21 protein-coding genes are annotated in these 23,534 nt (G+C 65.8%); 10 read left to right on the top strand and 11 right to left on the bottom strand.

Going from position 1 to position 23,534, the window contains the following annotated elements; all coding sequences use genetic code 11:
• Positions 1 to 150 precede the first annotated feature (150 nt).
• Genes ACODSD_RS21445 through ACODSD_RS21430 form a run of 4 tightly spaced genes read right to left on the bottom strand, consistent with a single transcriptional unit; the run spans position 151 to position 2,113 of the window.
• A complete protein-coding gene (locus ACODSD_RS21445; protein WP_107798059.1) occupies positions 151 to 606 on the bottom strand; it encodes a DUF3592 domain-containing protein in 456 nt (151 codons plus the stop codon).
• On the bottom strand, positions 603 to 1,121 hold the full coding sequence (locus ACODSD_RS21440; RefSeq protein ID WP_107798060.1) for a DUF3592 domain-containing protein: 519 nt from the start codon (positions 1,119 to 1,121) through the stop codon (positions 603 to 605). Before ACODSD_RS21440 ends, ACODSD_RS21445 begins: the two co-directional genes overlap by 4 nt.
• A 7-nt stretch (positions 1,122 to 1,128) precedes the next feature.
• Positions 1,129 to 1,566: a Holliday junction resolvase RuvX gene (gene ruvX / locus ACODSD_RS21435; protein WP_107798061.1), complete on the bottom strand. Its 438-nt coding sequence runs from the start codon at positions 1,564 to 1,566 to the stop codon at positions 1,129 to 1,131.
• Entirely contained in the window at positions 1,550 to 2,113 is a 564-nt protein-coding gene (locus ACODSD_RS21430; protein ID WP_107798062.1) for a YqgE/AlgH family protein, read from the bottom strand. Before ACODSD_RS21430 ends, ruvX begins: the two co-directional genes overlap by 17 nt.
• Between ACODSD_RS21430 and smc the strand changes: the two genes are divergently transcribed.
• The 4 genes from smc to ACODSD_RS21410 all read left to right on the top strand — a co-directional run bounded on the left by smc (position 2,112) and on the right by ACODSD_RS21410 (position 8,129).
• A complete protein-coding gene (gene smc, locus ACODSD_RS21425) occupies positions 2,112 to 5,732 on the top strand; it encodes a chromosome segregation protein SMC (RefSeq protein WP_488878286.1) in 3,621 nt (1,206 codons plus the stop codon). The two genes, ACODSD_RS21430 and smc, sit on opposite strands and share 2 nt — an antisense overlap.
• Before the next feature lie 65 nt (positions 5,733 to 5,797).
• A complete protein-coding gene (locus tag ACODSD_RS21420) occupies positions 5,798 to 6,070 on the top strand; it encodes a hypothetical protein (RefSeq protein WP_488878285.1) in 273 nt (90 codons plus the stop codon).
• Positions 6,067 to 7,443 (top strand): MFS transporter, encoded by a 1,377-nt coding sequence (locus tag ACODSD_RS21415; RefSeq protein WP_227106777.1) that lies wholly within the window; start codon positions 6,067 to 6,069, stop codon positions 7,441 to 7,443. The genes ACODSD_RS21420 and ACODSD_RS21415 overlap by 4 nt, the downstream gene beginning before the upstream one ends.
• A gap of 263 nt (positions 7,444 to 7,706) precedes the next feature.
• Complete coding sequence (locus ACODSD_RS21410; protein ID WP_488878284.1) at positions 7,707 to 8,129, top strand: energy transducer TonB; 423 nt, start codon at positions 7,707 to 7,709, stop codon at positions 8,127 to 8,129.
• A 107-nt stretch (positions 8,130 to 8,236) separates the two neighbouring features.
• Here ACODSD_RS21410 and ACODSD_RS21405 read toward each other — a convergent pair whose 3' ends face one another.
• Positions 8,237 to 8,704 (bottom strand): MarR family winged helix-turn-helix transcriptional regulator, encoded by a 468-nt coding sequence (locus ACODSD_RS21405; protein WP_019103187.1) that lies wholly within the window; start codon positions 8,702 to 8,704, stop codon positions 8,237 to 8,239.
• Between the two features lie 583 nt (positions 8,705 to 9,287).
• On the opposite strand from ACODSD_RS21405, the gene ACODSD_RS21400 reads away from it, so the two are divergent.
• The 5 genes from ACODSD_RS21400 to ACODSD_RS21380 all read left to right on the top strand — a co-directional run bounded on the left by ACODSD_RS21400 (position 9,288) and on the right by ACODSD_RS21380 (position 16,179).
• On the top strand, positions 9,288 to 10,466 hold the full coding sequence (locus ACODSD_RS21400; RefSeq protein WP_227106779.1) for a cell division protein ZipA C-terminal FtsZ-binding domain-containing protein: 1,179 nt from the start codon (positions 9,288 to 9,290) through the stop codon (positions 10,464 to 10,466).
• A 127-nt stretch (positions 10,467 to 10,593) separates the two neighbouring features.
• The gene (gene ligA / locus ACODSD_RS21395; protein WP_488878283.1) at positions 10,594 to 13,005 is read left to right on the top strand and encodes an NAD-dependent DNA ligase LigA; all 2,412 of its coding nucleotides are present in this window, start codon (positions 10,594 to 10,596) and stop codon (positions 13,003 to 13,005) included.
• Positions 13,006 to 13,202: 197 nt separating this feature from the next.
• Positions 13,203 to 14,627: a tetratricopeptide repeat protein gene (locus ACODSD_RS21390; protein ID WP_107798068.1), complete on the top strand. Its 1,425-nt coding sequence runs from the start codon at positions 13,203 to 13,205 to the stop codon at positions 14,625 to 14,627.
• Between the two features lie 72 nt (positions 14,628 to 14,699).
• Positions 14,700 to 15,572 carry a UTP--glucose-1-phosphate uridylyltransferase GalU gene (gene galU / locus ACODSD_RS21385; RefSeq protein WP_107801619.1) on the top strand — a complete coding sequence of 291 codons (873 nt, stop codon included), beginning with the start codon at positions 14,700 to 14,702 and terminating at the stop codon, positions 15,570 to 15,572.
• 64 nt (positions 15,573 to 15,636) lie between these two features.
• The gene (locus ACODSD_RS21380; RefSeq protein WP_019103182.1) at positions 15,637 to 16,179 is read left to right on the top strand and encodes a hypoxanthine-guanine phosphoribosyltransferase; all 543 of its coding nucleotides are present in this window, start codon (positions 15,637 to 15,639) and stop codon (positions 16,177 to 16,179) included.
• 224 nt (positions 16,180 to 16,403) lie between these two features.
• On the opposite strand, the gene ACODSD_RS21375 is transcribed toward ACODSD_RS21380, so the two are convergent.
• The 6 genes from ACODSD_RS21375 to hemP all read right to left on the bottom strand — a co-directional run bounded on the left by ACODSD_RS21375 (position 16,404) and on the right by hemP (position 22,539).
• Complete coding sequence (locus tag ACODSD_RS21375) at positions 16,404 to 17,219, bottom strand: ABC transporter ATP-binding protein (protein ID WP_107798069.1); 816 nt, start codon at positions 17,217 to 17,219, stop codon at positions 16,404 to 16,406.
• Positions 17,212 to 18,198 carry a FecCD family ABC transporter permease gene (locus ACODSD_RS21370; protein ID WP_233246639.1) on the bottom strand — a complete coding sequence of 329 codons (987 nt, stop codon included), beginning with the start codon at positions 18,196 to 18,198 and terminating at the stop codon, positions 17,212 to 17,214. Before ACODSD_RS21370 ends, ACODSD_RS21375 begins: the two co-directional genes overlap by 8 nt.
• Positions 18,195 to 18,986, bottom strand: a complete 792-nt coding sequence (locus ACODSD_RS21365) for a heme/hemin ABC transporter substrate-binding protein (RefSeq protein ID WP_488878282.1) — start codon at positions 18,984 to 18,986, stop codon at positions 18,195 to 18,197. The genes ACODSD_RS21370 and ACODSD_RS21365 overlap by 4 nt, the downstream gene beginning before the upstream one ends.
• Positions 18,976 to 20,019 (bottom strand): hemin-degrading factor, encoded by a 1,044-nt coding sequence (locus ACODSD_RS21360; RefSeq protein WP_488878281.1) that lies wholly within the window; start codon positions 20,017 to 20,019, stop codon positions 18,976 to 18,978. The genes ACODSD_RS21365 and ACODSD_RS21360 overlap by 11 nt, the downstream gene beginning before the upstream one ends.
• A gap of 60 nt (positions 20,020 to 20,079) precedes the next feature.
• On the bottom strand, positions 20,080 to 22,284 hold the full coding sequence (locus ACODSD_RS21355) for a TonB-dependent hemoglobin/transferrin/lactoferrin family receptor (protein ID WP_488878280.1): 2,205 nt from the start codon (positions 22,282 to 22,284) through the stop codon (positions 20,080 to 20,082).
• An 81-nt stretch (positions 22,285 to 22,365) separates the two neighbouring features.
• Positions 22,366 to 22,539, bottom strand: coding sequence for a hemin uptake protein HemP (gene hemP, locus ACODSD_RS21350; protein ID WP_107801622.1), 174 nt, complete (start codon positions 22,537 to 22,539; stop codon positions 22,366 to 22,368).
• A gap of 163 nt (positions 22,540 to 22,702) precedes the next feature.
• Between hemP and ACODSD_RS21345 the strand changes: the two genes are divergently transcribed.
• Entirely contained in the window at positions 22,703 to 23,389 is a 687-nt protein-coding gene (locus ACODSD_RS21345) for a 4'-phosphopantetheinyl transferase family protein (RefSeq protein WP_488878279.1), read from the top strand.
• The last annotated feature ends 145 nt before the right edge of the window (positions 23,390 to 23,534 follow it).

The raw sequence follows: 23,534 nt of genomic DNA, 5'->3' as shown, positions 1-23,534 counted from the left end.
TGGGGCGACATTGTGACGGCAATGTCATTTCTTGTCAGCGCTTACGCCAAAAATTAAAACAGATATCGTCGGCGTAATGAAAGATGACTTTGTAATGATAGGCGCAGGCGGACGGTTTTCGCCGTTCGTCGCTTGGGGGCGGGTCCGAATTCAGCGCCGCAGCAAGAACAGGCCGACAAGGACCACCAGCGCGCCAACGGCCTGGGCCAGCCATGCCGACCAGTGTTTGCCCGGCTCCAGGCAGGCTTCTTCGGGATTCTGCGGGTTGTAGAACACCGGCACGGTCTTGCCCGCCGGATAGCGTTGCACGATCTCTCGCGCCTGCTCGTCGCTGCTGCCGTAGCCGGGGTTGGGGAAGCGCAGCCGCTCGGCGCGGTGGACGCCGTCGGCCACGCGGTATTCGTAGCGCACGATGGCGCGGTATTCCCGACGGTCCGAGCTGTCGCCGCCGCGCGCGTGGCGCCAGTCCACTTCGCTGGAGACGATCTTGCCGGCGACGCTGGGCCAGCCGGCGGCTTGCTGGGCCTTGGCGGACTGCTGCCAGAGATAGGCGGAAACGGCCACGCCGATGGCGATGACCAGCAGGGCGATGACTTTTTCGCTCATGGGGCGCGGATGCCTCGGTGAATGCGCCGGCGCGGCAGCGGCAGCTTGGCCCGCAGCCGGTACAGCAGCGCCCAGCCGAACAGCGCGCTCAGCGCCGCCAGGATGAATTTGGCGCTGCCGATATCGCTGTCGCCGCCCTTGATCAGCACGGATTCGGCGGGGCTGCGCGGATTGTAGTAGACGGTGATCGCCTTGCCGGAGGGGAAGCGCCGCGTCAGATCGTCGGCGTTGCTGCGGTCGCCCGGCAGGGCGCCGTCGACGGCGAACAGCCGGTCGCTGTGGTAGACCTGGCCGCGCACCGTGTACAGGTATTGCACATGCGGCTGCCAGTACAGCTGATCGGGATGCTCGTCGCTGGACACCACCAGCATGCGGCTGCTTTCCACGTGGCCCGGCGCGTTGCGCCATTCGCGCAATTGATGGCTGGGCGTCAGCAAGACCGCGATCAAGCCCAGCAGGCTGGCGAGAAAGGCCAGCATCAGCGCGCTGACCCGGGCTTGCGGCGAGAATTTCATGATGGGCTCAGACGGCCTGGCCGGGATGCTCGAACCAGGTTAGCAGAATGGCCTGGGCCGCCACCTGGTCCAGCGCCGGCTTTTGCTTGCGGCCGCGCACGCCGGCTTCTTCCAGCATGGATTCGGCCACCACCGAGGTCAGCCTTTCGTCCACCAGCCACACCGGCAGGCCGTAGCGGCCCTTGAGCCGGTTGGCGAAGCGGCGCGCCAGCTGCGTCATCTGGTGTTCGGTGCCGTCTATGTGCATAGGCAGCCCCACCACCAGCTGCGCCGGCTGCCATTCCGCGATCAAGGCGGCGATGGCGGCGAAGCGCGCGTCGTTGATTTCCGTGTCTATGGTGATGAGCGGGTGGGGAATGCCGAGCAGGGTGTCCCCGACGGCGACGCCGATGCGGCGCTCGCCGAAATCGAATGCCAAAGCACAACCTTCAGGCATGGCCGACATCCGTGGACAAGAGCGAGGGATCGAAGCCCAGCAGCGCCATCGCGGCGTCGTAGCGTTCTTCGCAGGGCAGGCCGAAGATGATGTCCGGCCGGGCCGGCACCGTCAGCCAGCCGTTGTCGGCGATCTCCTGCTCCAGCTGGCCGGCGCTCCAGCCGGAATAGCCCAGGGTGATCAGCATGCGGTCCGGCTGCTTGTGGTTTTCAGACACCGCGATCAACACGTCCTTGGACGTGGTCAGCGCGATGTCGTCGGTGACTAGCAGGCTGGATTGCCAATTGCCCACCGGCATGTGCAGCACGAAACCCCGGTCCGGCTGAACCGGTCCGCCGAAGTAGACCGGCTCGGCGCGCAGCGAGTCGCCGTCCAGCGGCAGATCGATCTGATCGAACAACTGCGCCATGGCGATGCCGGAAGGCTTGTTGACGATCAGGCCCATGGCGCCGTGCTCGCCGTGCTCGCAGACGAAGACCAGCGAGCGCGAAAACAGCGGGTCCGCCATATTGGGCATGGCGATCAAGAATTGATTGGACAACGATAGCGGTTCCATGCGGCCATTATGGCATAAGTCGGCGGGCCGGGTAGATGCGGCTGCGCGACGCGCAACAGGTCCGCGCGCGACGCGCGGCGAAGGCGGGCAACTGCTAAAATGCCGATTTTCGCCCAGCCATTGCGAGGACATTTTGCGTCTCACCCACATCAAGCTTGCCGGTTTCAAGTCATTCGTCGACCCCACCAGCATTGCCGTGCCCGGCCAACTGGTGGCGGTGATCGGCCCCAATGGCTGCGGCAAGTCCAATGTGATAGACGCGGTGCGCTGGGTATTGGGCGAATCCTCGGCCAAGCAGCTGCGCGGCGAATCAATGCAGGACGTGATCTTCAACGGTTCGTCCACGCGCAAGCCGGTCAGCCGCGCCTCGGTGGAACTGGTGTTCGACAACGGCGACGGCGCGCTCACCGGCGCCTGGGGCCAGTACGCGGAAGTGTCGATCAAGCGGGTGCTGACCCGCCAGGGCGAATCCAGTTACTTCATCAACAACCAGCAAGTGCGCCGCCGCGACATCACCGATCTGTTCCTGGGCACCGGCGTGGGCGCGCGCGGCTACGCGGTGATCGAGCAGGGCATGATCTCCCGCATCATCGAAGCGCGGCCGGAAGAATTGCGCGCCTATCTGGAAGAGGCCGCCGGCGTGTCCAAGTACAAGGAGCGCCGCCGCGAGACCGAACACCGCATCGCGGACACCCGCGCCAATCTGGAACGCATCGCCGACTTGCGGCAAGAGCTGGAACGCCAGGTGGAGCGGCTGTCCGAGCAGGCCGAAGTGGCCGCCCAATACCACGATCTGCGCGGCACGCTGACGCACAAGCAAAACCTGCTGGCCTTGGCGCGGCGCGAAGAGGCCGCGCGCAACGAGGCGGCGGCACGCGGGGAACTGGCGCGCATAGAAACCGAGGAAGCGGCGCTGGAGGCCGCGGTCACCCATGTGGAGGCCGAGTCCGAGACCGTGCGCGAAAGCCATTTCGCCGCCAGCGACGAAGTGCACGAGGCGCAACAGCGCTTGTTCGAGGCCAACGCCCAACTGGCGCGGCTGGAAGAGGCTCAGCGCCATCGCGAGCAGAACCGCGCCCGCGTCGACCGCGAACTGGGCGCCGTGCGCACCGAGCGCCAGGTGTTGGCCGAAAGCCGCGGCCAGGTGAAAGCCGAACTGGATGATTGGCTGCCGCGGCGGGAAGAAGCGCAGATGCGGCTGGAAGAGGCGCAGATGACGCTGGAGGACGGCGCCGACGAACTGCCCACCGCCGAGGCGGAATACCGAGCCATCGAACAACAATTGAACGGATTGACCGCGCAGCAGGCCAAGCTCGGCCGCGATCGCGACCTGGCGCGCCAGAACGGCGAGCATCAGCGCCGCAACCTGGAACAACTGTCCGGCCGGGAAGACGCATTGCGGCGCGAGCTGAGCGATCTGAACCTGCCGGACCAAGAGAAGCAACAAGCCGCCGCCGCCGAAGCGGAGCGCGCGCGCGGCGCGCTGGAAACGGTGCGCAGCCGGCTGGTGGCCGACGAGGCCAAGCAAGCGGACCTGGCGGCCGAGCGGGAAAAACTGGACGAACAACTGGCCGGGCTGCGCAGCGAACAGGCGCGGGCCGAGGCCGAGGCCGCCGCGCTGGCCAGCATGCTGGCGCGCGAGGCGGCCAGCGAACAATTGGACGCCTGGCTGCAGCGCCGCGGCCTGGCCGAGGCGCCGCAGCTGTGGCAAAGCCTGCAGGTGGAGCCCAAGTGGCAGCCGGCGCTGGAGGCGGCGCTGGGCGAGCGTCTTGCCGCGCGTGCCGCCGCGCTGCAAGGAGAACCGCCGCCGGCGGCGCTGGCGCTGGCGGACGGCGCGGCGGCGCGCGATTGGCAGGCCGAGCGCCCGTGGCCGACGTTGCTGCAGCAAGTGCGCGCCGCCCAGCCCTTCCAGGCGGCCTTGCAGGACTGGCTGGCCGGCGTTTACCTGGCCGGCTCGCTGGACGAGGCCTTGGCCATGCGCGGGCAGTTGCCGGCCGGCGCCTGCCTGCTGACGCCGGAGGGCCACCGCGTTTACGCCGCCAGCCTCTGCCTGCACGCCGAAGCCAGCGGCGACGGCCTGATGGCGCGCAAGGCGCTGCTGGAAGCGGCGCAGGCGCGGTTGGACGCCTTGTCGCCGGAAATCGACGCCTTGCAGCGGCGCCGCGAATCCTTGCAAAGCCGCGGCGGCATGCTGGCCGAGGCGGTGCGCGCGCAAAAGGGCGCGCTGACCCGCTTGGAAGCGGAGCTGAACGCGGCGACGCTGGAACACGTCAAGCTGGATCAGGCCGCGCGGCAGGGCGCGGCGCGGCTGGCGGCGATCGAGGCCGAGCGCGGCCGCATCGCCGAAGAGGGCGAACTGGCGCGTCAGAGCATCGCCGAGGCCGAAATGCTGGGCGAAGAGACGGCGCTGACGCTGGAAGAACTGACGGTGCAGCTGGAAGACATGCGCGTGGACCGGCTCAACGCCGAAACCGGCTTGCAACTGGCGCGCAACAAGACCCGCGACGCCGAGCGCATGCTGCACGAGATCAAGCTGGAAATGAGCACCGCCGAGCAGAAGGTGGCGGAGCTGGCGCGGCGCGGTCGCGAACTGGACGAGCGCGACCAGCAACTGGCCGAGCGCCTGGAAACCCTGGCCGAAGAGGCCGAGGCGGTGGAGGAGGCGGTGCCGGAGGAGGCCTTGCAACTGGCCCTGGCCGAGCGGGAGCAACGCGAACATAGTCTGGGCGCGGTGCGTGACCGGCTAAACGGCCTGACCGAGAAGCTGCGCGAACTGACCCATCAACAACAGCAAGCCAACGCCGCTTTGCCGGCGCTGCGCGAAGCGCGCTCGGACTGGTTGCTCAAGCACCAGGAAGCGCGGCTGGCGATGGAGCGCTTCGCCGAAGAGCTGGCCAGCGCCGGCGCCGACGAAGCCGCGCTGATGGCCGATTTGAGCGAGGCGGTGAAACCGAACGCCTTGGCCGCCGAGATCGCGCGGCTGGCGCGCGCGCTGGAAGGCCTGGGCGCGGTCAATCTGGCCGCGTTGGAAGAACTGGACGAAGCCCGGAAGCGCGGCGATTATCTGGCGGCTCAGTCCGAGGACCTGAATCAGGCGATGGCCACGCTGGAGGAGGCCATCGCCAAGATAGACGGCGAAACCCGCGAAATGCTGCAAGCCACTTACGACGCGGTCAACGCCAAGATGCGCGAGTTCTTCCCCACGCTGTTCGGCGGCGGCCGCGCCGAACTGGTGCTGACCGGCGAGGACTTGCTGGACGCCGGCGTGCAGATCATCGCCCAGCCGCCGGGCAAGAAGAACAGCACCATTCACCTGCTGTCCGGCGGGGAAAAGGCGTTGACGGCGATGAGCCTGGTGTTCTCGCTGTTCTCTCTGAATCCCGCGCCGTTCTGCCTGTTGGACGAGGTGGACGCGCCGCTGGACGACGCCAATACCAGCCGCTTCTGCGATCTGGTCAAGCAGATGTCGGAGCGCACGCAGTTTCTCTATATTTCTCATAACCGGCTGACCATGGAAATGGCCGAGCAATTGGTGGGCGTCACCATGCAGGAGCAGGGTGTCAGCCGCATTGTGGCGGTGGACATCGTGGAAGCGTTGAAAATGCGGGAAACCGCCTAAGAAGCTGTTTACGATCTGCTGCGCGTCGTGAGACGTCACACGGTGAGTACCGCTTCGAAATGCTCATGTACCACACGTACATTCCGCTTTCTCAGCTGTTTTCGCCTTGTCTCGCCCTCGCCGGCGAGCTTTTGAACAAGCGCTTGGCGCAATGGCAAAGTCCGCTTGGCGTCGGCCAGGTTTTTGTTAGTCATCGTTTAAACAGGCTGGTGAGGACTATTGTCGTCAGTTACAGTTTGACGGCGCGCAAACCGGGCCGCGCGCGCGGATGGCATACTGCGCAGCTTCCCGACGGCAGCGGCCGTCGGGCGATATCATTGCTGGATGAATGGGCATGACCGTAAGCATCAAGCGTTGGGAACCTGAAAACCCTATCTTCTGGCTGCGCCGCGGGCGGCGCATCGCCAATCGCAATCTCTGGCTGTCCATCCTGTCGCTGCACCTGAACTTCAATATCTGGATGATGTGGAGCATGGTGGTGGTCAATCTGCCGGCGGTCGGATTCGCGCTCAGCAATCAGCAGCAGTTCCTGCTGGTGTCTATCCCGCCGCTGGTCGGCGCCCTGATGCGGCTGCTGTACTCGTGGATCTGGAGCTGGGTGGGCGGCGGCCTGTGGCTGGGCATTTCCACCTTGCTGCTCTTGCTGCCGGCTTTGGGCGTGGCCGCGGTGGTGCAGGACATTTCTACGCCGTTTCCCATCTTGCTGCTGGTGTCCGGCCTGTGCGGCATCGGCGGCGGCGCCAGCGCCTCCCATCTGTCCAATACCAGTTTCTTCTTTCCCAAGGCGGCCAAGGGGCTGGCGATGGGGCTGAACGCGGGCTTGGGGAATCTGGGCGTGTCGGTGGCGCAACTGGCGATTCCGGTGGTCATTCTGCTGCCCTTGTTCGGCGAGGCGGGCGGGCCGCAGATCTGGGGCGTCGGCGGCGTCGTTCACCCGGTGTGGCTGCAGAACGCCGGCTATCTATGGCTGCCCTTCATCGTGGTCATCGCGCTGGCCTGCCTGTTGTACGCGCATGATCTGCCCAAGCTGCGCATCACGCCGCATGACCAGCTGGACGCGATGCGCGACCCGCACACCTGGTATATCTGCCTGCTGTACATGGGCAGCTACGGCACTTTCCTCGGCTTCGCCGCCGCCTTTCCCTTGCTGGCGCGCAATATGTTTCCGCTGGTCGACGTCACCCCTTATGCCTTCATCGGCCCCATGGTCTGCGCCTTGTCGCGGCCGCTGGGCGGCTGGATGGGCGATCACATCGGCGGCGGCATCGCCACCATGCTCAGCAACGGGGTGATGGCGCTGGCCACCGTCGGCGTCTACCTGAGCATGCCCTCCGCCGGCAACGGCGGTTCGTTCTGGTTGTTCCTCGCCATGTTCCAGCTGATCTTCTTCGCCGCGGGCGTCGGCAATGGTTCTTCCTTCCAGTTGGCGCCCAAGGTTTTTCTGTTGCAGGCCGGCCAAGGGGCCAAGGCCGCCGGCCTGGACATCGCCGAGGCCTATGCGCGCGGCGGCCGCCGCGGCGCGTCGGCGATGAACGTCAGCTCGGTGATGGCGGCCTTCGGCGGTTTCGTGATTCCCAAGTCCTTCGGCAGCGCGCTGGCCGCCTTCGGCAGCTTCCTGCCGGCCTTCGGCATGTTCTTTGTGTTTTATCTGGTGTCCATGCTGGTGGCTTGGTGGCAATACAGCCGGCCGGGCAGCCGGATGCGCTGCTGAGGCGAGCGATGCGCGCGCGGCCTGGATGGGCTTGGGCCTTGCTGGCGTCTTTGCTGCTGCACGCCTTGTTGCTGTTTTGCTGGCGGCCGTTCGCGCCGCGGCCTTCTGCTCGCGCCGCGGTACTGACGCTAAGCCTGCCGGCGCCGCGGGCCGCCGGCGTTCCCGGTGACGTAGGGGCTAGGTTGGACGCGGCCAAAGCGTCGCCGGTCCCGCGCCGCCAATCTCCGCAGTCCAAGCGCCTTCCCATTGCCAAGGCTATTGCGGTGCCGCCGGCTGCGGCCGCGCCGCGGCAGCGTCCATCGTTGCCGACGGCGCTTGGAGGCGGCTCCAGCGTCGTGGAAGGCGAGCCGGCCGGCTCGGCGTCGACGCAAAGCGCTTCCGGCGCGGCAAGGGGCGGCGGACAGGACAGCGTGGCCTTGTATCGCGCCGAATATTTGAACAATCCGCGTCCGGAATATCCGGAGCGGTCGCGGGAGAACGGCGAGCAGGGCACGGTCTTGCTGCGGGTCAGCGTTAGCGCCGCCGGCCGCGCCGGCGAGGTGACGGTGGCGGTCAGCAGCGGCTATCCGCGGCTGGACCGCGCGGCCAAGGCCGCGGTGGAAAGCTGGCGCTTTGCGCCGGCCAAGCGCAATGGCCAGGCGGTGGATTCGGTGTTGACGGTGCCGGTGCGGTTTCAGAGCCCTTGAGCCGCGTGCGCGGCCGGCGCTGAAAACGCAATGGCGGCGAGGGGCGGACCGCATTGCGGGACCGCGCGCCTCGCCGCCGGGTAAAGGCGGTTACGGCAGGAGAAATCCTAAGCCGTGACTTCTTCCTGTTCTTCCAGCGCCAGGCTGAAGCCTTCGCGCAGGCGGCCCAATTCCTGGCAGAAACCGGATAGGTCGTGTTCGCCAAAGCGTTTAAAGGCGATCTGCATATAGTCGATATGAGCGGGGAAGGCCTGGTCGAACAGGCGTTCTCCGTGTTGGGTCAAGGAGACGAACACGCTGCGGCGATCGTTGGGCTGCATGGTGCGGGTAACCAGACCCTTGTCTTCCAGCCGGTCGATGACGCCGGTCAGCGTCCCTTTGGTGATCAACGTGCGGTCGGACAGCTCCTTGCAATTCATGCCTTTGCTGTGGCCCAGCGTGGCGACCACGTCGAATTGCGGCGGAGTCAGGCCCAGCTGACGAATGTGCTGGCTGGCAAACTGTTCGAATGCCTGGTAGGTGCGCGCCAGCTCGTGGACCACCGGAAGGAAACTGGCTTGAGAAGTGTTTTTCATCGATCTATCCCTTGCTTTCCTAAGCAGTGTTTAAGACGATTTGGAATCATTCATTTGCATGAACACGAAATATTCTGGCACGAGATATTTCAGAGCGCCCCTGTCAGAAATGTCATCTACCGGACCTTATGGGCCTGAAAATGACGTTCCGCTTCCATTTGGCCCGCTTGCGGCGGGCCTGACTCGCGGCGCCGAACTGCCGACTGGGGCGGTTCGACGCGGTCCGATGGAACCAGCAGGGGCGATTCGGCATCCAATTCAGGTTGCGAACCCGGTTTGAAGCGCCAAATTGCCCGCATCAGCTATCGCCTCGGCTTGATTTAGGCTGGCGGCAAGGCATTTACGGCTAAATTGCCGCCAAATGGTGCGCAAGCTGAGGCTTTCGTTATAATAACCGTGGTCTATCGCCGTTCTCGACTGGCCGAAACGCCAGATTCGAACGGTTTTGTTGCCGAATACTTAAAGGGAGGCTGTCGGCTTGGCTATTGCCGAAAGACGCCGCATCGCGCATTGAAAGATGCGCCGGCGCGCGGCGAGGGAGCTGCCGACGGCTTCGATTATTCGCCTTAATGCGGACTGGCTGATGAGCGAATTACAGATTGGTGTGTTGATACTGGGCGGCGCGGTGATCGCCCTGGTTTACGGATTCAATGCTTTCCAGGAATGGCGTTTTCGCAAGAAGACTCGCCAGGCCTTCACGCGCGGCCACGACGACGTGTTGCTGGACGTGCCCAAGAACAATGTGCGCGACGGCGTGAAGCAGGACAGGATGGAACCGGTGCTGGTGGACGCCGCGCCGGAGCCGGACGATTACGCCGCCGCTTATTTCGAGCCGCACATCCCCGCGGAGCCGGCGCGAGCCGAGACCGAACGTCCGCGCGAAGCGGTTTTCGACGCGGTGCCGGTGGTGGAGGAAGAGGAGGACATCCCGCAGATGGACTCCGCAGATCACCAGGCGCTGGTGGTGGCGATGCTGGATCCGTCGCTGGACTTCATCGCCGAAGTGGTGTTCCACGCGCCGCACGAGTTGGCGGCGATTCCGCGCTTCAACGTGGGCAAGCGCACACAGTTGATCGGCCGCACCGAAAAAGGCCTGTGGAAGCCGGCCGAGGCCTTGCCCGGCACCCGTTACAAGCAGATCAACGTCAGCATGCAGATGGTGGACCGCAGCGGCGCGGTGACCGAACAGGAATTGGCCGGCTTCTGCCAGCAGGTGTCGCGCTTCGCCGAGGAGCACGACGCCGCGGTCAGCTTCCCGCAGCGCCAGCAGAAGCTGGTGGCGGCGCGCGAACTGGACCGTTTCTGCGCCGACGTGGACGTGCTGATCGGCATCAACATCGTGCCGCAGGGGCCGATAGAAGGCACGCGTCTGCGCAGCTTCGCCGAGGCCGCCGGCCTGCAGTTGGAGCCGGACGGCGCCTTCCACTATCTGGCGGACTCCGGCAACACCCTGTATTCGCTGATGGCGGCGGACCAGATGCCGTTCACCTTCCATACCTTGCTGGACAAGTCCTTCCCGGCGCTGACGCTGTTGTTCGACGTGCCGCGCGTGGCCGGCGGCGTCGAGGTGTTCGACCGCGCCGTTTACTTCGCGCGCCAGCTGGCGCAGGAGTTCGACGCCCAATTGGTGGACGACAACCGCCGTCCGCTGTCCGACGCCGGCCTGACCCGCATCCGCGACCAGCTGCTGCACATCTACGGCAGCATGGACGACCGCGGCATCGCCCCCGGCAGCGTGGCCGCGTTGAGACTGTTTGCCTGAAACCGGCGGGAAGCCCTGGTGTCGCCTTGCTGCCCAGCCGCTACACTGGGGTGATAAGCCCGCTCGATAATCCTCCGTTTCCAAGGCCGGCGCCACGCCGGCTTTTTCTGTTTGAGTCCGACTGAACATGACCGCCCAAACTCCGCAACAGCGCGTAGCCGAACTGCATCAACTGCTGAACCGCTACGGCCACGAATACTATGTGTTGGACACCCCCACCGTGCCGGACGCCGAATACGACCGCCTGTTCCGCGAGCTGCAACAACTGGAACAGGAGCATCCGGAACTGGCGAGCGCGGATTCGCCCACCCGCCGCGTCGGCGGCATGCCGTTGGACGAATTCCAGCAAGTGACCCACAGCGTGCCCATGCTGTCGCTGTCCAACGCGTTTTCCGATATGCAGCTGAGCGAGCGCGAGCAGCGCCATGAAGAGCTGCTGCAGTTCGACGAACGGGTGCGCAAAGGGCTGGATCTTGCCGAGGTGGAGTACGCGACCGAGCCCAAGTTCGACGGCCTGGCGATCTCCCTGCTTTACCGCGACGGCGTGCTGGTTCAGGCGGCCACCCGCGGCGACGGCGTGACCGGCGAGAACGTCACCGAGAACATCCGCACGGTGCGAGCGATTCCGCTGCGGCTGCCGGCCGGCGCGGCCACGCCCGGCCTGCTGGAAGTGCGCGGCGAGGTGCTGATGCTGAAGCAGGATTTCGACAAGCTCAACCGCGAGCAGGCGGCGCGCGGCGACAAAACCTTCGCCAATCCGCGCAACGCCGCCGCCGGCAGCTTGCGTCAATTGGATTCGCGCATCACCGCTCAGCGCCGGCTGTCCTTCTTCGCCTACGCCATCGCCCAGGTGGAGGGCGCGGACTGGCCGGCCAGCCACAGCGGGGAAATGAGCTGGTTGCGGGCGCTGGGTTTTCCTGTGGTGGCCGAGGACCTGCGGCCGGTGGTGCGCGGCGTGGACGGCTTGATCGCCTATTACGAACAAGTACAGCAGCGCCGCCCCGGCCTGCCTTTCGATATCGACGGCGTGGTGTACAAAGTCAATCAGCGCGCCTTGCAGGACGAGCTGGGCTTTGTGTCGCGCGCGCCGCGCTGGGCCATTGCCCATAAATTCCCGGCTGAGGAAGCCTTGACCCAGGTCGAGGCGATCGAGGAGCAGGTGGGCCGCACCGGCGCCATCACCCCGGTGGCGCGGCTGAAGCCGGTGTTCGTCGGCGGCGTCACCGTCACCAACGCCACCCTGCACAATGAGGACGAGGCGCGGCGCAAAGACGTGCGCGTGGGCGACACCGTGATCGTGCGCCGCGCCGGCGACGTGATTCCGGAAGTGGTGTCGGTGGTGATGGAGCGCCGGCCCATGTTGCCGGCCGCGGATGGCGGCTTGTTCGACGAACCGCAATATCCGGCCTACCGGCTGCCCGGCGCCTGTCCGGTATGCGGCAGCCACGTGGTGCGCGAAGAGGGCGAGGCGGTGGCGCGCTGCTCCGGCGGCCTGTCCTGCCGCGCGCAGCGCAGCCAGGCGATCCAGCATTTCGCCGGCCGCCGGATGATGGACATCGACGGCCTGGGCGAACGCTATATCGACAAGCTGGTGGAGTACGACTATGTGCGCGGCGTGGCCGATCTGTACCGGCTGACGCTGGAAGACTTGCTGGAAATGAAGCGCCGCGCCGACGAGGACGAGGACGCGACCCCGGAAACCGTCAAGGCGGGCAAGGTGGCGAGCAAATGGGCGGAAAACCTGATCGAGGCGATCGCCGCCAGCCGGCGGCCGCCGCTGGCGCGGCTGCTGTTCGCGCTGGGCATCCGCCATGTCGGCGAATCCACCGCCAAGACCCTGGCCGATTGGCTGGGGACGATGGCCTTGATCCGTCGTTCGCCGGCGGCCTTGTTCGCCGCGCTGCCGGACATCGGCGGCGTGGTGGCGGAATCGCTGGCGGACTTCTTCGCCGAAGCCAATAACGAAGCCGCGCTGGACGCCTTGTTGAGCCATGTGGCGCCAGCCGACGAGCACGCGCCGTCGCCGCGCCTGGCCGAGCGTCTTCAGCCGGCCGTGTTGCTGGCGCGGCTGGACATTCCGCGTCTGACCGAGGTGCGCAGCCAACAGCTGGCGGCGCAGATCGACGGCCTGGCCGCGCTGGCCGGGCGCGAACGGCGCGCGCTGCTGGATCTGGAATTGCCGGCCGAGGTGATCAACGCGCTGGCCGATTGGCTGGACCTGCCGGGCAAGCGAGACAGCCTGCGCGCGCTCGCCGCCCTGGTCGACGAGATGCTGGCGGCGCTGCCGGCGCAAGCGGCGGCGGCCGGCGTGCTGGAAGGCAAGACCCTGGTGCTGACCGGCACCTTGCCGACGCTGAGCCGCGACCAGGCCAAGGAATTGATAGAAGCCGCCGGCGGCAAGGTGTCCGGCAGCGTGTCCAAGAAAACCCATTACGTGGTGGCGGGGGCGGAAGCCGGCAGCAAGCTGGCCAAGGCGGAAGAGCTGGGCGTGGCGATTCTGGACGAGGCCGGCTTGCAAGCCTTGCTGGCCGGAGAGTGACTGAAGAGCCTGTAGCCTCGGCGGCAAATGTTTTTTGCCACGGAAGCACACGGAAAAACACGGACCAAACCAGAGGCTGCTGTTATTTTCGTGGATTTCGTGGCTAAAGGGTTTGCCTTCCATGCCCTTCCGTGCGCTTCCGTGGCTAAATCGGTTTTTGTTTTTCCGTGGCAGGAATTTAAGAAGGAACGGAACAGATGACGGCGGACCAAGCTTTCGAACAAGGCAATAGATTGGCGGCGGAGGGCCGCTGGCGCGAGGCGGAGCAGGCGTTTGATCAATGTCTGAGGCGGAACGCCAAGGATTGGCAGGCGCTGGCCAACCGCGCCAACGCCCGTCTGCGCCAGGGCGACAGCGCGCGCGCGCTGGACGACTACCTGGCCGCCGCCGCGCTCAATCCGCAGTCGGTCAATATCAAGTGCAATCTGGCGGTGCTGCTCAAGGAACTGGGCGAACTGGAACTGGCGGAAGCGCTGCTGCGCGAGGCCCTGGCGGCGGAGCCCGAGCATGTCGACGCCTGGAGCAATCTGGGCGTGGTCTTGCAACATCGTCTGCAATACCAGGAGGCCATCGCCTGCCATTTGCGCGCCATCGAGCTGGCCGGCGCGAGCCCGGCGCGCTGCAACAACCTGGGCTACGCCTGCACCTGCGCCTTGCTGCTGGACGACGCCATCGCCGTGTTGCAAGGCGGTTTGGAGCTGGACCCGAACGACGCCAATCTGCGCTTCAGCTTGTCCATCGCGCTATTGCTGGCCGGGCGCTACGCCGAGGCCTGGCCGTATTACGAGGCGCGCTGGGACGCCATCCTGCAGCCGCGTCACCGCGAACGGCGCTGGCAGGGCCAGGCGCTGGACGCGTCCGCCTTGCTGCTGTGGGCGGAACAGGGCCTGGGCGACAGCCTGCAGATGGCGCGCTTCCTGCCGCGGCTGCGGGCCGAGCATCCGCGGGCGCGCCTGCTGCTGGCCTGCCCCAAAACCTTTCATCGCCTGTTCGCCCAATTCGACGGCGTGGAATTGCTGGAGCCGGAGGCCGCTCCGGCTTTCGATTGGCAACTGCCGCTGATGTCCTTGCCCGGCGCGCTGGGCGTGACGCTGGACAATCTGTCCGGCCAGCCTTATCTGAGCGCGGTGCCGGCCGCGGTCCCGGCGCGCGACGGCGGCCGGCCGCGCGTCGGCGTGGTGTGGGAGAGCGGGCAATGGGGCGTGGGCAAGGCCGATCACTGGCGCCGCCATAAATCCGTGCCGCCGGAGGACTTCGCCGCTTTGTGCCGGCTGCCCGGCATTGATTTCGTGTCCTTGCAGCCGGGAACGACGCCTTCGGCTTTGCAAGGTTTGTTGAGCACGCCGGCCTTGAACGATTTCGCCGACACCGCCGCCTGGGTGGCAGAGCTGGATCTGGTGATCACCGTCGATACCGCCGTCGCCCACCTGGCCGGTGCGATGGGCAAGCCGGTCTGGGTGTTGATGCGCGCGGAAAGCGCGCCCTTCTTCCTGGCTGCCGGCGAGCGCGCGCCGTGGTACGACTCGATGCGGGTCTGGCGCCAGACCGAGGCCGGCGTCTGGGGGCCGGTGCTGGAAGGCGCGGCGCAGGCGCTGGCTCAGCGTTTTGCCGCCGCTTTGTGAGGCGGGACTTTCACCAGCGGGCCGCGGCGCGGTAGAATGCGCGGCTGTCAACGCTTGTTAACGAGAATGGGCATGAAAAAAATCACGAAAGCGGTCTTCCCCGTCGCCGGGCTGGGCACTCGCTTCCTGCCGGCCACCAAGGCCAGCCCCAAGGAAATGCTGCCGGTGGTGGACAAGCCGCTGATCCAGTACGCGGTGGAAGAGGCGATCGCCGCCGGCATGACCGAGCTGATTTTCATCACCGGCCGCAACAAGCGTTCGATCGAAGACCATTTCGACAAGGCTTACGAGCTGGAAACCGAACTGGAAAACAAGAACAAGCAGAAGCTGCTGGAAACCGTGCAGGGCATCATCCCGCCGTCGGTGTCCTGCATCTTCATCCGTCAGACCGAGGCGCTGGGCCTGGGCCACGCCGTGCTGTGCGCGCGGCCGGTGGTGGGCGACGCGCCGTTCGCGGTGATCCTGGCCGACGACCTGATCGAAGGCGCGCCGGGCGCGATGGAACAAATGGTCAAGCTGTTCGACGAAACCCACACCTCGGTGCTGGGGGTGGAAACCGTGGCGCCGGAGGAGACCGGCTCTTACGGCATCGTCAAGGTGGCGCCGGACGCGCGCGGCCATCAGCAGGTGGAACACATCGTGGAGAAGCCGCGCCCGGAAGCGGCACCGTCCAATCTGGCGGTGGTGGGCCGTTACATTCTGACCCCGCGCATTTTCGACAAGCTGGTCAACACCACGGCCGGCGCCGGCGGCGAAATCCAGCTGACCGACGGCATCGCGGCGCTGATGAAGGACGAGCCGGTGTTGGCGCTGCCGTTCAAGGGCGTGCGTTACGACTGCGGCTCCAAGCTGGGCTATCTTAAAGCCACGGTCAATTACGGCTTGCAGCATCACGAGGTGGGCGCCGAGTTCGCCGCCTATCTGCGGTCGCTGGCCAAGAACTAATCGTTTTTTCAATCACGCCGCTTGCTTCAAAGCGGCGTTTGCGTGTGTGAATCAAGGAGTCATCATGCCCAATATTGCCGAGGCCCGTGGCCTGATCAACAGCTCCGACGTGCTGTTTACCGCCGAGGAAGTCAGCGCGGCCGTTGACCGCATGGCGGTGGAAATCACCGAGGAACTGGGCGAAACCTATCCGCTGGTCTTGTCCGTGATGGGCGGCGCCGTGGTGTTTACCGGTCAGCTGCTGCCGCGCCTGGCTTTCCCGCTGGACTTCGACTACGTTCACGTGTCCCGCTACGGCGACAAGACCCAGGGCGGCGAACTGGTATGGAAACAGGCGCCCAAGGAAGACGTGCGCGACCGCGTGGTGCTGGTGCTGGACGACATCCTGGACGAAGGCCACACCATGGCGGCGATCCGCGACAAAGTGATGGCCATGGGCGCCAAGGCCTTCTACAGCGGCGTGTTCGCCAACAAGCTGATCAGCAAGGAAAAGCCGATGCTGGCTGACTTCGTCGGCCTGGACGTGCCGGACCGCTACGTGTTCGGTTACGGCATGGACGTGCGCGGCGCCTGGCGCAATCTGCCGGCGATCTACGCGCTGAAATAAGCGCGGCCAGATCGCGAAAAACCCCCGGCTCGCGTCAGCAAGCCGGGGGTTTTTATTTTTGGACCTAGTCTAAGAACGTGTTTCCGATCTCGCGAGCTAAGGCGAGACAAGGCGTTGCGGCTGAGAAAGCGGAATGCTCAAGTGGTATATGAGCATTTCGAAACCAGTTTCAACGCCCTTTACCTATCCATCCCGCCGACGCGCAGCAGACTATGAACAGGCTCTCAGGCGCCGGCCGCCAGCGCCGCGGGCTTCTGCGCCTGCGCCAAGGCGGCGTTGACCTGCCAGTCGTTGCCGTTGCGCTGCAAACGCACCGGCCAGCGGTAGACCGCCAGCAGCCGCTCCGGCGTCAGCACTTGTTCCGGCGCGCCGGCCACCACCAGCCGGCCCTGTTCCAGCAAGGCCACGTGGTCGGCGTAGCTGGCCGCCAGCGCCAGATCGTGCAAGACCTGCACCACGGTGCGGCCCTGGCGCGACAATTCCAGCAGCAGTTGCTGCAAGCGGTGCTGGTGACGCAAGTCCAGGTGATTGGTGGGTTCGTCCAGCAGCAGCACCGGCGCCTGCTGCGCCAAGGCGCGGGCGATGGCCGCGCGCTGGCGCTCGCCGCCGGACAGCTGGTCCAGCCGCTTGTCGGCGTAATCGTCCAGCTCCACCGTGCCCAAGGCGTCCGCCACCGCGCTCTTGTCCTCCACCCGCGGCTGCGAGAAGGCGCCGAGGTAGGGCACGCGGCCCAGCATCACGAATTCGCGCACCGTCAGCGGAATGCCGGCCGGTATGTGTTGCGGCACCCAGGCGATGCGGCGCGCGCGCACCGCCGGCTCCATGCGGCCGACGCATTGCCCGGCCAGGCGCACCGCGCCGGCGCCGGGCGTGTTCAAACCGGCCAGCAGCCGCATCAGCGTGGTCTTGCCGGCGCCGTTGGGGCCCAGCAGCGCGCTGACCCGGCCGGTGGGCAAGTCCAGGTTGATGTCGTCCAGAATCCGCTTGCCGCCGATGTCGTAGGCCAGCTGGCGCACGCACAGGGTAGTGGTATCAGCCATTGATCAGACTCCTTTGTTGCCGCCGGAACAGCCATACGAAAAACGGCGGTCCGGCGAAGGCCGCCATTAAGCCCACCGGCAGATCGATGGGCCAGGCGATGGTGCGCGCCAGCGTGTCCACCGCCAGCAGGAATAAGGCGCCGGCCCAGGCCGACAGCAGGATCAGCCGGCGACGGCAGCCGCCCAGCAGCAGCGCCAGCGCGTTGGGAATCATCATGCCGACAAAGCCGATCACCCCGGACAGCGCCACCGCGCCGCCGGTGGCCAGCGCCGCGCCGACGGCGGTGAGCCGGCGGGTGCGGCGCACATCGATGCCCAGCGAGCGAGCGGCGTCCTCGCCCAGCAGCAGGCAGTCCAGATCGCGGCCCACGGCGATCAGGATCAGCAAGCCCAGGCCGGCCACGCCCAGGCAGGCCAGCAGCCGTTCCGACGAGGCCGACGACAGATTGCCGGCCAGCCAGCTGGTGGCGGCGCGCAGCGTCAGGTCGTCGGACATGAAAATCATCAGGCTGGTGATGGCGCCGCAGAAGGCGCCCACCACCAGGCCCATCAGCAGCAGGCCGGCCAGGCCGCCGCGCACCAGCCGCGACAGCAATAGAATCAGCCAGGTGGCCAGCAGGCCGCCGCCAAAGGCGGCCAGCGGCAAGGACAGGCCGGCGGCGCCGATGGCCAGCATGCTGACCACGGCCAGCGCCGCGCCGCTGGACGTGCCGATCAGGCCGGGGTCGGCCAGCGGATTGCGAAACAGCGCTTGCAAGGCCGCGCCGCTGGCGGCCAGCGCCGCGCCCACGCCCAGCGCCGCGGCGATGCGCGGCAGCCGCAGCTGGGTCAGCAGCGGATCGCTGAAGTCCGGCCAGGCGAGGCCGCTGCCGCCGCTGGACAAGGCCAGCAGCGGCAGCAGCAGGCTGGCGGCGATCAGACCCAGCAGCAGCCAGCGGCCGCGATTGGGCGCGGCGGCTTCCATGCTCAGCGCGCTCACATCTTCACCATCTGCTTGACCACCGCCGGGCTGTTCAGTCCCACCATCATCGCGTCCTTGGCCGGCAACAGGTAGATGCGGCCCTGCTTGCCGGCCGGCGTGGAGGCGATTTCCGGCCGTTTGGAGAAGGCCTCCTTGCCGCCGTGCACCGCGCCGGTGTGGCTGCCCAGGATGATCACGTCCGGTTGCAGGCTTTGCCAGGCGTCGCGGGCCATCGGCTTGAAGCCGGACAGCTGGCTGGCGACGTTGACGCCGCCGGCGGCGCGGATCAGGGTGTCGGCGGCGGTGTCGCGGCCGGCCACCAGCTGACCGTCGTAGCTGACCAGATAGCGCACGCCGCGCGCCGGGCGCGGCGTCATCTCGCGTTGCCAGCGGCTGGCCAGTTGCTGGGCGTTGGCGTCGCGGCCCAAGAGCTGTCCCACTTTGCGGATCGCGTCGGCGAAGTCCGCGCCGTCCTCGCGGCGCGTCACTTCCTCGGCGCGCACCTGCAATTGGCGCAGCTGGGTCCACACCGTCGGCGGTTGCGCCTCGGCGCTGCCCAGCACCAGGGTGGGCTTGAGCCGGGCGATGGTTTCAGCGTTCAGCGCGCGGGAAAAGCCCACCACCTGGGCCTGAGCCAGCGCCGGCGACTTGCTGGAGCGGTCGCGGCCGACGACTTCCTTGCCGGCGTCCAGCGCCACCACGATGTCGGCGATGTCGGGGGTCATCACCACGATGCGTTGCGCCGCCCAGGCGGGCAGCGCGGCGGCCAGGCCCAGCAGGGCGGCGAAGGCGAATTTAGGCGACATCGGCGCGCTCCAGTGCCGGCAGCTCGCCCAGCAGCTTGATCCATTCCACGCGTTCCGCCTGGCCCGGCTTGCGCTCGCCGAAGAAGGTGGCCAGCGACAAGCCCTTGTCGTCGAACAGTTCCAGCGAGGTCACCACGCCGTGATCGCCCGGCTTGCGGGTGACCCAGGCTTCTGCGATCAGATCGGTGCGCAGATGCAGGTTGAAGTGCGGGTCCAGCACATTGAGCCAGTTGCCGACGATCTGCACATTGCGCACCGGACCGGTGTGAATCTGGATCATGCCGCGGTTGCCGGCGAACACCATGATGGGGGCTTCGATATGGGCGGCGCGGCGCAGCAGCTGCTCCACCGCTTCCGGCAGCACGCGCCAGGCCTGGCCTTCCGGCGCCAGGCGGAAGCCCTGCTGGCGGGACACGCCCCAGCGGCGCAGGAAGGGATGGAAGGCGTGCACGTCCTGCAGGCTCTGCCATTCCTGCTGGAAGCCGGCCTTGTCGATGGCCTCGTCGTCCAGCTCCTTCGCTTCGGCTTCCTGCGGGTCTATGCTCAGCGCGACCTTGGGCGCGGAGAAGGTCTCCACCAGGCGCTGGTAGGCGGCCGCATCGCTATTGGCGGTCAGATAGATCTTGTGCACCGCCTCGCCGAAACGGTCGAAGAACTGCAGGCTGCGCTGCTCGCCGCGCGCGCTGGCCGTGGTGACGGCGAAGGCGTGCTGCCAATGGAACAGGAAGATGCGCAGGTCGATGACCGGGTTGATGGCCAGGCCGATCTTGCCGTCGATCTGCACATTGCGGTAATCGCCGGTGGTTTCATGCACGCAGGCGTGATTGCGCGTCAGCGCCATCACCGGGCCCAGCTGGGCGATCTGGCCCAGGATGTCGTTCCAATGCGGTTGCAGGGCCTGGCTGGCCGGGTCCGCGGCCACCAGTTCGGCCTCGCTGACGCCCAGGGCGTCGGCGGCGTCGCGCACGCGCAGTTTCGGCTGGCTGGCTTTCAGGATTTGGTAACGATCCCACAGCTGGCTGAAGTCGGTCATGTTTGGATTCTCCTTGGAACGATCAAAAACGGGCGCCCGCCAAGGGGCGGGCGCTCGCGGTTAGAAGGTGTATTCGACGCTGGCGCTGAGGTTGCGGCCAGGCTGGGTGAACAGGTCCAGCGTGCGCACGCTGCTGGACTTGCCGCGCACATCGGCTGCCTTCCAGTATTTCTGGTCGAAGACGTTGAACACGCCGGCGCGCAGAATAGTGTTCTTGGCCGGCTTCCAATAAGCGGTCAGGTCCAGCGTTGCGTAGCCGGGGGCCTTGAACGGTATGGTGCTTTGGCCGCGTGCTTCGTCGGGACGCAGATCGGGAATGCGGGTATTTGCGGTGACCAAGCGTAAGAACGCTTCTCCGCCATAGTTGGCTTGGTCGTAACGCAGTCCAAGAGTGGCGTTGAGCGGCGTCAGGCTGGCCAATGGCTGGTTACGTTGCTTGTCACTGCCCTGAGCGTAGGCGATGGACGCCATGGCGCGCCAAGCGGGAGCGAAGCGCCAAGCTGCACGGCCTTCAGCACCGTTGATCTCGACTTCGCCTATGTTTTGGTACTGGTAGGCGGACAAGCCGTTGATAGTGCCGAGAGATGCAAGGTCGATGAAGTCCTTGTAGCGGTTGGCATAGACGGTGACGCCGAAGTCAAAGCTGTCCCACTGGCCTTTCAGGCCCAACTCCACGCCGCGGCTGCTTTCGGACTTGAGGTTGGGATTGGGCAGCACTTGATAGCGCTGCACCGGATTGGTGAAGGCCATATTGGCGTCGTCGAACGGCGGCGCGCGGAAGCCGGAGGAGAACTGCAGGAAGCCGGTGTAGTGATCGGCGAACGGCAGGCTCAGACCCAGCTTGGGCGAGAAGGCGCTGTCCTTGAAGGCGGGCACTTGGTAGTTGTTGGGGTTGCCGTTGGCGAAAGCCTGGTCCGGCTGCGGCGTCATCTTGTAGTGATCCCAGCGCAGCGATGGCGAGGCCACCAGACCGTTGCCGAACTTGATCTCGTCCTGGACAAAGAGGCCGATGCGTTCGGAGCGGCTGTCGGGGAAGGTCTTGTTGGGGTAGGTTTCGCCGTCGACGATATTGCTGCTGCTGCCGTTCGGATTGTACTGGGTCTTGAGGCGTGGACGGCTGGTGTCGGTGCGGCTCAAGTCCGCGCCCCACAAGAGCTGATGCTCAGCGGAGAGGGCCTGGAAGTTGTGCTCGGCTTCCAGGGTCAGGCCATAGCTGTCCTGTTCAAAACCGTAGTCGGAACGTATGCGCTGGCCGTTATCACGCCACTCGGTATCATTGTCGGCATTATTCAGTTTCTGGTAATAAGCCCTGATTGCCAGCCGGTCGAAGGCCCCGAGTTGACGACCTTCCCAAGTCAAGGATGCACGGTCGCGTTGCGTTCTATCCTGTGCTTGCTTCCCCGTGATGGTGTAAAGCGTCATTCCGCGTTGATTGACTACAGGACCCAGCGAGTTCAACAGATTGCTGTCGGCATTGCGCTGGTAGTGCTCCAGCGTCAGTTCCAGCCGCTGGTTGGCGGCCGGCTTGAAGCCCAGCTTGGCCAGCACATTGTCGCTGTCCCAGCTTTGCGGATTCGGTTTGGTGCGCAGCGTGCTGCTGCTGTCGTTATTGCCCTGGTTGTCGGTTTCGTGGCCGTTGCGATGGGTGTAGAGCAGCATCAGATCGGCGCGCTCGCCCTTGACGCCCACGCCGGCGCTGCTGCCCCAGCCATTGTTGGCGGTGCCGCCAAAGCCCTTGACGCTGCCGCCCACGCCTTGTTCTTCCGGCACGAAGTCGTCCACGGTCTTGGTGCGGTAGCCCACCACGCCGCCGATGGCGTCGGAGCCGTACAGGCTGGAAGTGGGGCCCTTGACGATGTCGATGGCGCGCAGGGTTTCCAGTTCCACGTAATCGCGGCCGGAAACGGCTCCGTTATTGCTGCCGCCGCCGGCATAGGATTCCGGCAGGCGGATGCCGTCGATCAGCATCAGGATGCGGTTGCCGTCGATGCCGCGGATGGTGTAACCGGCGTTGCCGCGGCGCGCCGGATCGGTGGCCACTTCCACGCCGGGCTCGTATTTGACCGCGTCGGCGATGTCGCGCACCAGTTGATCGTCCAGTTTGTGGCGCGAGATCACGCTGGCGTTGGGCGCGGTTTCCGCCAGCGGTTTGCTGCTGCGGTGGGCGGTGACCTGAACGGTCTCCAGTTCCGCCGGCGTCGCCGCCAGCGCGGGCCAGGCGGCGGCCAGGCTCAGAACCAAGGGGGTGGCGCGAAATAAGGCCATGGAAACTCCAAACTTCCTAAGGTTGGGTGCTTCCGCTGGCTGGCTAGTCTTGGCTGGCTTGCGGTGTGTGTGGTCAGAGACCTATTTGATTAGGATGAGCTTGCCGTTGCGTGTGAGTTGCAAGCGATACATTTCGCCCTGATGCTCGATCAGGATTTCTCTGCCTTTGGCGAACAGCTCGCAGCTGCGCAGCACCGGCGACAGGTTGGCTGCGCTGGCCCCGTTGCCAAGTTTGGCCGCGTTTTGGGCATGCATGAATTTATCCATAGCCAAATGGTAACGATTCTCATTATCGAGTTCAACCAAGGAATGTGATTATTACGCATGAAAAGTGCCAAATTGTGGCGGGATGGTCACAAATGGCCTGGTTGCCGTGCTACAGGCTAGGGATAATGGCGGTTTTTGCGCGGAGAGGCGGATGGAACTGAACGCTTTGATCAAGCCCTTGCCTTGTCCGGCGGGCGCGCCGCAGGCCTTGAGGCTGTACCGCGTGCGGCTGGATGTGGATTGGCCGGTGGACGAGGCGCTGCTGGCGGGCTTGAGTCAGGACGAGCGCAAGCGCTGCCTGCGCTATCTGCGCACCATCAACCAGTTGCAGTTCGCCTTGACTCGCTTGGCCTTGCGGCGGCTGCTGGCGCAAGAAACCGGCCTGACGCCGGACGCGCTGACGTTTGAGCTGGGCGCCCATGGGAAACCCGTCTTGAGCCTGGCCGGCGCGCCGGTCTTCAATGTGTCTCACTCCGGCGCTTACGCGTTGATCGCCATCGCGCGCGGCGGGCAGGTGGGGGTGGACATCGAAACGGTGCAAGCCATGCGCGACGTGCCGGCGTTGGCGGAGCAGACCTTGCTGCCGGGGGAGCTGGAACTATGCGGACACGGGCGGGACGTGGCGGCTTTCTTCCAGTTGTGGACCATCAAGGAGGCGGTGCTGAAAGCCTGGGGCGTGGGCATTGCTCAGCACCTGTCCGCGTTCGAGGCCTTGGAACTGACGGATAAGGAACTGCCGTTGCGGATTGCCGCGCCCGAACGCTGGCCGGCGACAAGAGTCTGGGCGCTGGAGGCGCCGGACGGGTATAAGGCGACCTTGGCTTGGGCAGAGCGCTAAGAACCTGTTTACGATCTGCTGCGCGTCGGCGGGATGGATAGAAAGGGGCGTTGAAAACAAACTCAAAATGCTCATGTACCGTATGTGCACTCCGCTTTTTCGCTTGTTTTCGCCTTGTCTCGCCCTTGCTCGCGAGACTTTGAAC

The sequence above is a fragment of the Chromobacterium sp. FG22 genome, from assembly GCF_057809415.1.
Note: the sequence above shows the minus strand (reverse complement) of the source record. Positions and strands in the feature narration are given on the sequence as shown.

Excerpts from the sequence above, each read along its gene's own strand:
- ACODSD_RS21445 (WP_107798059.1), bottom strand. The coding sequence starts at position 606 with ATGAGCGAAAAAGTCATCGCCCTGCTGGTCATCGCCATCGGCGTGGCC.
- ACODSD_RS21440 (WP_107798060.1), bottom strand. The coding sequence starts at position 1,121 with ATGAAATTCTCGCCGCAAGCCCGGGTCAGCGCGCTGATGCTGGCCTTT.
- ruvX (WP_107798061.1), bottom strand. The coding sequence starts at position 1,566 with ATGTCGGCCATGCCTGAAGGTTGTGCTTTGGCATTCGATTTCGGCGAG.
- smc (WP_488878286.1), top strand. The coding sequence starts at position 2,112 with ATGCGGCCATTATGGCATAAGTCGGCGGGCCGGGTAGATGCGGCTGCG.
- ACODSD_RS21430 (WP_107798062.1), bottom strand. The coding sequence starts at position 2,113 with ATGGAACCGCTATCGTTGTCCAATCAATTCTTGATCGCCATGCCCAAT.
- ACODSD_RS21420 (WP_488878285.1), top strand. The coding sequence starts at position 5,798 with ATGTACCACACGTACATTCCGCTTTCTCAGCTGTTTTCGCCTTGTCTC.
- ACODSD_RS21415 (WP_227106777.1), top strand. The coding sequence starts at position 6,067 with ATGACCGTAAGCATCAAGCGTTGGGAACCTGAAAACCCTATCTTCTGG.
- ACODSD_RS21405 (WP_019103187.1), bottom strand. The coding sequence starts at position 8,704 with ATGAAAAACACTTCTCAAGCCAGTTTCCTTCCGGTGGTCCACGAGCTG.
- ACODSD_RS21400 (WP_227106779.1), top strand. The coding sequence starts at position 9,288 with ATGAGCGAATTACAGATTGGTGTGTTGATACTGGGCGGCGCGGTGATC.
- ligA (WP_488878283.1), top strand. The coding sequence starts at position 10,594 with ATGACCGCCCAAACTCCGCAACAGCGCGTAGCCGAACTGCATCAACTG.
- ACODSD_RS21390 (WP_107798068.1), top strand. The coding sequence starts at position 13,203 with ATGACGGCGGACCAAGCTTTCGAACAAGGCAATAGATTGGCGGCGGAG.
- galU (WP_107801619.1), top strand. The coding sequence starts at position 14,700 with ATGAAAAAAATCACGAAAGCGGTCTTCCCCGTCGCCGGGCTGGGCACT.
- ACODSD_RS21380 (WP_019103182.1), top strand. The coding sequence starts at position 15,637 with ATGCCCAATATTGCCGAGGCCCGTGGCCTGATCAACAGCTCCGACGTG.
- ACODSD_RS21375 (WP_107798069.1), bottom strand. The coding sequence starts at position 17,219 with ATGGCTGATACCACTACCCTGTGCGTGCGCCAGCTGGCCTACGACATC.
- ACODSD_RS21365 (WP_488878282.1), bottom strand. The coding sequence starts at position 18,986 with ATGTCGCCTAAATTCGCCTTCGCCGCCCTGCTGGGCCTGGCCGCCGCG.
- ACODSD_RS21360 (WP_488878281.1), bottom strand. The coding sequence starts at position 20,019 with ATGACCGACTTCAGCCAGCTGTGGGATCGTTACCAAATCCTGAAAGCC.
- ACODSD_RS21355 (WP_488878280.1), bottom strand. The coding sequence starts at position 22,284 with ATGGCCTTATTTCGCGCCACCCCCTTGGTTCTGAGCCTGGCCGCCGCC.
- hemP (WP_107801622.1), bottom strand. The coding sequence starts at position 22,539 with ATGCATGCCCAAAACGCGGCCAAACTTGGCAACGGGGCCAGCGCAGCC.
- ACODSD_RS21345 (WP_488878279.1), top strand. The coding sequence starts at position 22,703 with ATGGAACTGAACGCTTTGATCAAGCCCTTGCCTTGTCCGGCGGGCGCG.